The sequence below is a fragment of the Microcystis sp. M53603_WE2 genome (assembly GCF_030065435.1).
The window spans coordinates 1-9,312 of record NZ_JASJFF010000798.1 but is presented as its reverse complement, the minus strand read 5'-3'; the positions used below and the strand labels follow the sequence as shown (position 1 = coordinate 9,312).

General features: G+C 43.0%; 9 protein-coding genes and 1 pseudogene. 4 read left to right on the top strand and 6 right to left on the bottom strand.

The window, feature by feature from the left end:
• Positions 1-145: 145 nt before the first annotated feature.
• From PX481_RS17065 to PX481_RS17055, 3 genes and pseudogenes are all read right to left on the bottom strand, one after another.
• The gene (locus tag PX481_RS17065) at positions 146-835 is read right to left on the bottom strand and encodes a lecithin retinol acyltransferase family protein (RefSeq protein ID WP_288095128.1); all 690 of its coding nucleotides are present in this window, start codon (positions 833-835) and stop codon (positions 146-148) included.
• A 109-nt stretch (positions 836-944) separates the two neighbouring features.
• A pseudogene (locus PX481_RS17060) lies at positions 945-1,095 on the bottom strand (transposase); the annotation flags it as partial.
• A gap of 163 nt (positions 1,096-1,258) precedes the next feature.
• A complete protein-coding gene (locus PX481_RS17055) occupies positions 1,259-1,408 on the bottom strand; it encodes a hypothetical protein (RefSeq protein ID WP_002757993.1) in 150 nt (49 codons plus the stop codon).
• Positions 1,409-1,626: 218 nt separating this feature from the next.
• On the opposite strand from PX481_RS17055, the gene PX481_RS17050 reads away from it, so the two are divergent.
• Both PX481_RS17050 and PX481_RS17045 read left to right on the top strand, forming a co-directional pair.
• Positions 1,627-4,260: a sulfatase-like hydrolase/transferase gene (locus PX481_RS17050; RefSeq protein ID WP_288095125.1), complete on the top strand. Its 2,634-nt coding sequence runs from the start codon at positions 1,627-1,629 to the stop codon at positions 4,258-4,260.
• 110 nt (positions 4,261-4,370) lie between these two features.
• Entirely contained in the window at positions 4,371-5,339 is a 969-nt protein-coding gene (locus tag PX481_RS17045; RefSeq protein ID WP_288024459.1) for a formylglycine-generating enzyme family protein, read from the top strand.
• A 38-nt stretch (positions 5,340-5,377) separates the two neighbouring features.
• Here the strand turns inward: PX481_RS17045 and PX481_RS17040 are convergent, their stop codons facing one another.
• Positions 5,378-5,569, bottom strand: coding sequence for a helix-turn-helix domain-containing protein (locus PX481_RS17040; RefSeq protein ID WP_002757988.1), 192 nt, complete (start codon positions 5,567-5,569; stop codon positions 5,378-5,380).
• 715 nt (positions 5,570-6,284) lie between these two features.
• Here PX481_RS17040 and PX481_RS17035 point away from each other — a divergent pair.
• Together PX481_RS17035 and PX481_RS17030 are read left to right on the top strand one after the other, a co-directional pair.
• A complete protein-coding gene (locus tag PX481_RS17035; RefSeq protein ID WP_002771307.1) occupies positions 6,285-6,518 on the top strand; it encodes a hypothetical protein in 234 nt (77 codons plus the stop codon).
• A gap of 22 nt (positions 6,519-6,540) precedes the next feature.
• Positions 6,541-7,035 carry a phosphoribosyltransferase gene (locus PX481_RS17030; protein WP_043998939.1) on the top strand — a complete coding sequence of 165 codons (495 nt, stop codon included), beginning with the start codon at positions 6,541-6,543 and terminating at the stop codon, positions 7,033-7,035.
• 82 nt (positions 7,036-7,117) lie between these two features.
• On the opposite strand, the gene cydB is transcribed toward PX481_RS17030, so the two are convergent.
• Entirely contained in the window at positions 7,118-8,131 is a 1,014-nt protein-coding gene (cydB, locus tag PX481_RS17025; protein ID WP_002753098.1) for a cytochrome d ubiquinol oxidase subunit II, read from the bottom strand.
• An 8-nt stretch (positions 8,132-8,139) separates the two neighbouring features.
• A partial coding sequence (locus PX481_RS17020) for a cytochrome ubiquinol oxidase subunit I (protein WP_288095120.1) occupies positions 8,140-9,312 on the bottom strand: 1,173 nt, incomplete at its 5' end.

Below are 9,312 nucleotides of genomic sequence, written 5' to 3'. Positions count from 1 at the left end.
GGGCATACCGGAACCTTTGGGCTCGATCCAATAAACGCTTGGGGAGAGAATACCTCTACTTTTTCAGAAGCAATTCTGTCTAAGCAAGTAATCTCTGTGAACCAAGAATCCCCGTCTCTTTAGAGCGGGGAGTGTCAAATCCAGACTAACCGTTAGCAATCACCAGACTTTTAAGAACATTTTCGGTCATGGCCGCTAGTTGATCCAATTGTTCCTGATGGCGTTTTGCCTGTTTTTTGGCTTCTACCTTGCGTTTCAGGGCTTCCCGGGCTAAATCATCGCGATTTCTGCTTAAAGCTTCGATCGCTACTCGATTCCATGTTTCTGCTTCTTGAATGGCTTTTTTGTACTGGGGTTGAATTTCATCCCAACTGACCTTAAGATTGCTTAAAGCCCCTTTTAACAGGGTTTGGGCATTGTTGGGGTCGGCTCCGATGAGGGATTTTTTCAGAGGTTCGTAGAGTCCTACCGCTTGTAAATGGGTAATAATCGGGATAAATTCTTCTATCTGTTGACTTTTGCTAATACCGGTCTTACACCAAGTGGCAAAATGTTCGCAGTTGTTAAAAAGAAGATTATATTTCTGCTCCCCCAGACGACTTAGCGCCCTTTCTACCACCACATCGGGGATAAAGGAAAATCCCACCTCCACATAGCGCACCACATAGATTTTACCGCCCCTAGCAAAAGTTTCTAGGGAAGTTCGTTCCACAATCTCGCTCGGTTTTCGATAATGAATGACGCTACCATCACCGCAATCGATGCCATGATGGGCATAAACACCCTGAAGATTGAGCAATTCCCGATAGGCGTATATTTGATCCCCTTTAGCCATATTTTTTTAGTGATAAATTAAACAAGGAGATTATCTATTGAGTCAGTTTTTCCGGTTATTAATAAGCCATTCAGATTTGGGTATTCTGGTTTTCGTGTTTTACTTTTTGTTATGAATTAAAGCCAGCAAACAGCTTAAGTCGAAGATGTTCAAGATTGCTTTAATTCATAACTTATTCTTTTAATAGGCTTTATTTTTGTATTCATGCCCTCAGTTAATCCATTGGTTGTATAATTTTCACAGTAATTATCTAACTGTTGACTCTGTGGAAGGACTCTGGTGGGGCAGCGGAGAAGGAGAATCACTAACCCTCCTAGAGGCGCGATTCCTGATTTTGAAAATATGCGCTGCCGCTTTTTAGCCAGCCTTTCGCCATAATTTTTGATTATCATCCTTGATCCAGAAGAGCCTTTTCTTATTTTACTAAAGAATGCTTAACAGAGAAACACCAGCCAGTATAATAATACAACCAAATAGTCTTTGTTTGATATTTTTTTCATGAAATAAAAAATAGCCATACCCCACACTCATCAATAAACTGCTTTGTTTCACCGCCACTGAATTCGCCGCCACCGTTCAATTAAATCTTTTGCCAGATAAAGATTTAGTCGATTTATGCCCCCCTATCGAACCATAACAAGTAACGAAGAACCGTCAAGGTAAAGTTTTATGACAGGATTCAACGTTTCTGCATCTAGTCAGTCAGGTACTGGTACGATTCAAACTTGAATTGGCCGCTCTCAGACAAGCGAATCAGACACCTGTGACAAGCCTCAATTTACGGAGACTCTATGGCTAAACAATTCAACGGGACAATCGCCCTCGATATTCGTGATTCCGTACCCGATTGGGAACCCTACGCCGAACCGAAAGCACCCCCAAATTCACCGAATATTCTTTACATCGTCATTGACGATACGGGATTTGGTGCCTGGGAAATGTTTGGTGGCAAAATTAAAATGCCCAATTTAGCTAGTATTGCCGAAAAAGGCTTAATTTATACCAACTTTCACACTACCGCTCTTTGTTCTCCCACTCGTTCATCCCTATTAAATGGACGCAATGCTACCAGTAACGGGATGTCTTGTATCGAAGAGGTGACAGCGGGTTTCCCTGGTAATAATGGTCGCATTCCCTTTGAAAATGCCATGATTCCAGCCGTATTGAGTGAGCGTGGCTGGAGTACCTTCGCCCTTGGTAAATGGCACTTAGTGCCAGAAGAAGAGGCAAATATGGCATCCACGAAGCGGCATTGGCCTTTAGGTCGTGGTTTTGAACGCTATTATGGCTTTTTAGGCGGAGAAACCGATCAATGGTATCCAGATCTGGTCTATGATAACCATCTGATTGAACCTCCTTATGGTCCCAATATGGGGGATAAAGAGAACGGTTATCATCTATCGAAAGACCTGGTAGATAAGGCAGTTGCCTTTATCCAAGATCAAAAGGCGATCGCTCCAGATAAACCTTGGCTGATGTACTTCTGTCCCGGTGCCAACCATGCACCCCATCAAATCTGGCCTCAGAAGATCCTAGATTATGATTATAACACGAGCCTGGGAGATCCCGATAATCCAGAAGATTTATCCTTTGTCGAGACAAGTATCTTTAAAGATGGCTATGAAGTCTATCGCACAGAAGTCCTTGCCAAAATGAAAGAATTAGGCATCTTTGGGGATGAGGTAACAACACCCTCGGAGATTAATCCTCATGGTGAAGGTGAGCTTGGAGAACCTAACCCTGACCACACTAAGATCCAAGGAGTTCCTGCTGGTAAGACGTGGCCTCAAACTGATTGGGTAAAACCTTGGGAAGGATTAAGTCCCGAAGAAAAGGCATTATTTATCCGTATGGCCGAGATTTATGCGGCATTCTCCACCTATACCGATGAACAAATTGGTCGTTTGCTCGATTTTCTCGAAGAAACGGGTCAAATGGATAACACCATCATTGTTGCTGTAGCTGATAATGGTGCTAGTGCAGAAGGTGGGCCTAATGGTTCAGTGAATGAAAACCTGTTCTTTAACGGTATTCCCGATGATTTTGACAAGAACTTTGCCCTTCTCCAAGATTTAGGCACACTGAAAACCTATAATCACTATCCTACAGGATGGGCTTGGGGCTTTGATACGCCTTTCAAATACTGGAAACGTTGGTCAGGTTATGAAGGTGGTGCTGCAACTCCCTTTATGATGTGTGGACCGGGTATCGCAGATACGGGGATTCGCAAACAGTACATTCACGCGGTTGACTTAGTACCTACCCTTTACGAAATGTGTGGTGTAGAACCCCCAGAAGTGGTTAAAGGTTACACCCAAAATCCCATTGAGGGAATTAGCTTCGCCTATACTTTCGCTCCCGAATATGCTCAACCTGAGTATCAATTTGCTTACAGACTCTCTGACGAGCAAAAACCCAAGGATGCCAATGGAAAACCCAAGAAAGTGCGAGAAACTCAGTTCTATTCGATGTTAGGAACAAGAGGAGTCTGGTATAAAGGTTGGCACGTTTGTACTGTCCATGCTCCTGCGCCTTCTAATTGGGGTAATTTTGAGAAGGATATCTGGGAATTGTACTGTATGGATGGGGATCTGAAATTGGAATTAACTCCCGATCCGACTCAATCTCGTAACTTAGCTAATGACCCGAAATATGCCGATAAACTCGAACAGATGAAGTATATGTGGTTCGTGCAAGCAGGGTTATACAAAGGTATGCCTATTGATGATCGCTCGGCTATGGGTGGAGATCGTCCCCAATTACGTCCCCCAGCATTTGCTCAAGATGACCCAAAGGATGCTACCTTCAGTTACACCTATTATCCAGGGGGATCAGAAATTCCCGAAGCCGTTGCTCCGAATACCCGAGGTCGTTCTTACGAAATCGAAGCCATTGTTGATTTCTCCACGGGTGAGACTCCTAAAGGGGTAATGATAGCTCATGGAGGAAGTTTTGGTGGATATAGTTTCTATATCTACGAGGGCAAACTCTGTTATGTCTATAACTGGTTAGGACAACAGCAACAGAAGATCACTTGTCCACTCCCTAATCTTGCCGACGAGGAAAATACACTCAAAGTTGTATTTAACAAGAAGCCCAATCAACAACCGGATAGCAAGTTTGGTGGTAGTACCATAGGAGAGGTACAACTCTATATCAATGGTACTAAGCAAAGTACCACGATTGAGGAACCTTTCCCAGAATATTCTGAGCAATTCCTGACTCAACCGGGTAAGTTTGGGGCGGGATTTAATATTGGTCGAGATCCCGGACAGCCTGTATCATCAGACTACGAACATGAGTGCGAGTTTTTCGAGTTTGAAGGTGCGAAGCTGAAAAAAGTCATTGTCACGATTAAAAATGACGCGGGCGCGGGCGCGATCGATCCTGAGACAGAATTAATAGGGATGTTGTGGCGTGACTAATCTGCTTAGTCTGTAGCATAGACCCGATTTGCTTTCAAAGCTGTAGGGGTAATTTCTGCATTGCCCCTACCCACTCTAACCCTTGATAAAATAAAGGCTATATCTTGAGTATGCAAATATCTCAAAACCCCTCATCTGCTCCAGGTAAACCTCCCCATAAAGATCTGATCTGGATTCCGGGGGGAACATTTGAAATGGGGTCAAACAGTCGTAAATATCCTGAAGAAGGACCCGTCCACACCGTAACCGTTAGCGGCTTTTGGATGGATAAATATTTGGTCACTAATAAACAATTTAGAAAATTTGTCAAAGAAACAGGATATATTACCTTTGCTGAAAAACCACCGAAAGCAGAAGATTATCCTAATGCTGATCCTGAAATATTAGTTCCCGGATCTGCCGTTTTTGTGAAACCAGATCGTCCCGTTGATCCTCGTACTGTCTGCTGGTGGCAATATATGCCGGGGGCAAATTGGCGACATCCCGAAGGTACTGGAAGTTCAATTAAAAATCGAGAAAACCATCCTGTAGTACATATTGTCTATGAAGATGCCCTTGCCTATGCAAAATGGGCAGGAAAAGAACTCCCAACTGAAGCACAATGGGAATTTGCTGCACGAGGGGGTTTAGAGGGGGCAGAATTTGCTTGGGGTGATGAATTTATGCCTAATGGTAAAGTCATGGCTAATACTTGGCAAGGACAATTTCCTTGGCAAAATCTCCAACCTCATGCACCCGGTCCAGAAGCAGTAGAAAGCTATCCCCCCAATGGTTATGGACTTTATGACATGATAGGTAATGTCTGGGAATGGACACAAGATTGGTATCAGGAACAACATCCCAAAAACCCGACTAAAGCCTGTTGTACCCCGAAAAATCCCCTAGGCGGAACCGAAGAAGATAGTTATAACCTCAAACTTCATCCCTCAATGCGAAAACCCCGTAAAGTCCTCAAAGGAGGCTCTTTCCTCTGCGCCCCTAACTACTGCGCTCGTTACCGTCCCGCCGCTCGCCATCCCGAAGATATCGACACTTCTACCAATCATATCGGTTTTCGCACAATTTTTTGTCCTGATTAGAATTTATTACCGCTCACAATGACAATTAAGATGGCTCATTATGTTCTATTTTTAAAAGTTTCAGAGGGAAAATAACCAAACAGTTGTTTATAATCAGAGGCAAGATGTCCTCGCTCAAAAAAACCTAATTCTTCGGCAATTTGATAAATTAACGTTAGTTCGGGGTTTTGGGTAATGGATTGATGTAAGGCGTTAAGACGAAGCTTTTTAAAATAATTTTGAGGAGACATTTCTACTCTAGCTTATATGACGCAGCCAAGCACTCTAAGCGATCGTGCTTATATGTCGCCCCAAGAACGAGATCTGGCCTATAAGAAAATGCGTGAAGATTTTGAAGGCTACAAACGTCGTTTAGGCTGCTAATAGTCTAAATTTAGATCTCTTAACTGAAGTTTAATTAATAATTTTTGAGGCGCGTTTCTAACGTGCCTTTTTTCAAAATTTTATTTAAACTTTGGCGATTATAATTGACATTAATTCCTTGCATTTTCACGAGCGCACTTAGGTGTCTCATGCCAACGATACTTTTAGCCAGCACAAAACCTACCCAGCAGCACATCAAGGTAAATGTACTTATGTAAAATAATCATTTTTGGGGAGTGGTTTGAGAAGCTATTTCATTAGTTTTGGTAAAATTATAAGCCTGGCTTATTCACCCTTATTAGGGTATATTTAATTTATGTTCCTATCTATAAAAGCAACTTTTGTATAACTTCTTTCCATATTTGAAGATTTACAGCTTGTCAAAACCTATTGTAGCATTTATCTTAATGGTGAGGCACGAAGTTTTCCTCTGGTGGAGTCGGTCATCAATACCAAATTAGGTTACACTTCATCTTTATGGGAAACGCTGTAAAAATTATCGAGGTAGAAATTGAGAACTATAGCCTAAACACCAGCGATTCAAGCCCCTTTTTGACTGTTAACCCCCTTAACCCAGAGATTATGGATGCTTTTAGTCCCTTTCCCCCTGACTGGACAGAGAATGCTGTTCACGCCTACAATTTTTGTTGTCCTTACTGTGGGGCAAAAGCTAAAGAAGCTCAGGCCGTTTGGATCAATCGCCGCGCACCCGTTTTAGGAGAAGATTCTCGACGTAAATGGCAGGAATTCTATCATTGTCAATGCGATCGAGTTTGGTGGGCCTGGAGTAGTGATCGACCTGCCGAAAATAAGTAATTCTGAATCGGGAATGGAAAATATGGCCGATGTTTATGTTTCTTGGGATGAATACCATCGTCTGATCGAAAAATTAGCAGTAAAAATCGATCATTCTGGTTGGCAATTTGCTCAGATTGTCTGTTTAGCTAAGGGAGGATTGCGCGTCGGTGACATTCTCTGTCGTCTTTTTCGTCAACCCCTAGCCATTCTTTATGCTGCTTCCTACGGGGGGCAAAATCATCAAATTCGGGGAGAATTAACTATTTCCTCGAATTTAGCCATGATCGAACCCAAATTAAAGAGTCCCTTGTTATTAGTGGATGATTTAGTCGATTCGGGAATCACTCTCCAAAAAACCTCGATTTTGTTACAGGAAAAATACGGGATTACCAATATCAAAACTGCGGTGATCTGGTACAAAGCGGCATCAAGAATCAAACCTGACTATTATGTGGAATATTACCCCGATAATCCTTGGATTCATCAACCCTTCGAGCGTTACGAGTTAATTACCCCCAAAGACCTCCTAGAATAAATTCAGTTTAGCATCAGCGGTAGAGAGTTTCCCCTTAAAAATACCACCAAAGAAGATTCATATCTGAAATCGGCAACGCCATCTATTCTCCGTAGGATTCAGCAGTAATTTTGCCCCGAAAAACGATGTAATTATAAACTGTATAGGCTAGTAAAATTGGGATTAAAAAACCCACAAAAGTCAGCATAAACACCAAAGAACTAGGGGCGGCCGCCGCTTGATAAATTGTCACTGACGGGGGAATAATATCGGGGAAAATCAACAATCCCAAACCGATAAAAGAGAGCATAAACAGCAATACTGTCCAGACCATGGGGGTGTTTTCTTCCTTTAGTTGCAAACTCCGCAGTAATAAACCCAGTAAGACCACAGCTAAAATCGGGATGAGGATAAAGATGTAAATTAGTCGAGGGTCAAATAAACGCTGACGGATATGGTCAGAAAGCAGCGGCGTACTGATGGTGATAAAGACAGCACCGATAAAAGTGGTAATAGCGGCAATTTTTGCCGTTTTATAGTGAACTTCCTGTAAATTACCCGTAGTTTTCAGAATTAGGTAAGTGGAACCCACTAAAACATAAGCTTGGATTAAAGTTAGAGAAACTAGAATTGATCGCCATGTTAACCAATCAAAGGGACCGCCGGCAAAATGACCCAATTCATCCACTTTAATGCCCTCAAAAACCGCACCGAGGGCGAATCCTTGCCCCAAAGCGGCCAAAAAACTGCCGAGTCCGAAGGCATAATTCCAGAACAACTTGCGACGAGAATGTTCACGAAACTCGAAGGAAACAGCCCGAAATAACAGCCCCACTACCATAATCACTGCTGGCAGGTATAAAGCGTTTAAAATTGTCCCGTAAGCTAGGGGAAACGCCCCAAACAGGGAACCACCCATCAAAACAATCCAAGTTTCGTTAGCATCCCAAACATTGCCCAAACTGGTCATTAAAATACTGCGACGCTTCTCGGAGGAGGAAGTCAGGGAAAGAATTCCCACCCCCAAGTCAAAACCATCGAGGAGGACGTATAGAAACAGGAATAATCCCAGAATAAAAAACCAAATTTGTGGCAAAAAATACTGTAACGGTTCCATAGTTCCTCCTATTGTTGCGCTTCTAGGGAACGAGGATTTAGTTCTGGTGAGGTCACTTTTTCCTGTTGAGTCCCCGGCAGTGGTAAGTTAAGATTTGGTCCCTGACGGATAATAAGACTACCGAAATAGAGAGCAGAAACCAAGAAAACGACATAAATCGCCGTAATTCCGATTAAAGAGGTTAAAATCTCGCCTGCGGGCAGTTTAGAAGCAGCATCCACTGTCCGGATTTGATTGTAAACCGTCCAGGGTTGACGACCGACACAACGGACAATCCAACCGGTTTCAACCGCAAGATAACCCAGAGGGGCCGCAAAAACCCAAGCGCGCAGTAACCATTTTTGACTGTCGATTTTTTCGTTACTCAGTTGACCGCACAGCCATTGCCCGACAGTTACAGTCATTAAAGAAGCAAGAAAAAGACCGATAGCGACCATAATCCGGAAGGAATAATAGATTAGCCCCACCATGTGCGGTCTGTCTTCGTATTTCCACGTTTTTAAGCCGAGAACAGGTTCCGATAACTTGGGTTTTAACTCCAAAAGATAACCCAAAGCATTAGGAATCTTCACTTCCCAGCTATTTGTCTCCGCTTTATCCTTGGGTAAAGCGACCAAACTCCAAGCAGCAGTTTCTCCCGCAGGAATAGTTTCCCATTGCGCTTCCATGGCGGCTAATTTAGCCGGTTGATAGTGATACACTTGTTCGGCACTAAGATGACCGACAAAAATTTGCAAGGGAGCGATAACAATCGCTAGAGTAAGAACAATTTTGAGAGAACGACTAAAAAAGCTAATGTGACGTTTATTGAGCAAATACCAAGCACTAATCCCACCAATGACGAATAAAGAAGTTTCCAGAGTAGCGAAAAACATATGCAGGAAACTATTAACCATGAAGGGATTGAGAATCGCTTGTAGGTAATCCTGAACGATAAATTTACCATCCACGAAAATGCCGCCGGCGGGGGTTTGCAGCCAAGAATTAGCGGTTAGAATCCAGAAAGTGGAAAGATTAGCCCCAAAAGCGACGAGAATTGTCGCTAGGAAGTGAATTAACGGGGGAACTCGTCCCCAACCAAACAGCATAATTCCTAGAAAACTAGCCTCTAGCATAAAGGCCATGGTTCCCTCGAAACCGAGGATAGTTCCGAAAAAGTCCCCCACCGCTTCCGAAAAAGG

What these genes read in the sequence shown, in the direction of transcription:
- PX481_RS17065 (WP_288095128.1), bottom strand. Translation starts at nt 835, where the DNA reads ATGGCTAAAGGGGATCAAATATACGCCTATCGGGAATTGCTCAATCTT.
- PX481_RS17045 (WP_288024459.1), top strand. Translation starts at nt 4,371, where the DNA reads ATGCAAATATCTCAAAACCCCTCATCTGCTCCAGGTAAACCTCCCCAT.
- PX481_RS17035 (WP_002771307.1), top strand. Translation starts at nt 6,285, where the DNA reads ATGGATGCTTTTAGTCCCTTTCCCCCTGACTGGACAGAGAATGCTGTT.
- PX481_RS17030 (WP_043998939.1), top strand. Translation starts at nt 6,541, where the DNA reads ATGGCCGATGTTTATGTTTCTTGGGATGAATACCATCGTCTGATCGAA.
- PX481_RS17050 (WP_288095125.1), top strand. Translation starts at nt 1,627, where the DNA reads ATGGCTAAACAATTCAACGGGACAATCGCCCTCGATATTCGTGATTCC.
- cydB (WP_002753098.1), bottom strand. Translation starts at nt 8,131, where the DNA reads ATGGAACCGTTACAGTATTTTTTGCCACAAATTTGGTTTTTTATTCTG.
- PX481_RS17040 (WP_002757988.1), bottom strand. Translation starts at nt 5,569, where the DNA reads ATGTCTCCTCAAAATTATTTTAAAAAGCTTCGTCTTAACGCCTTACAT.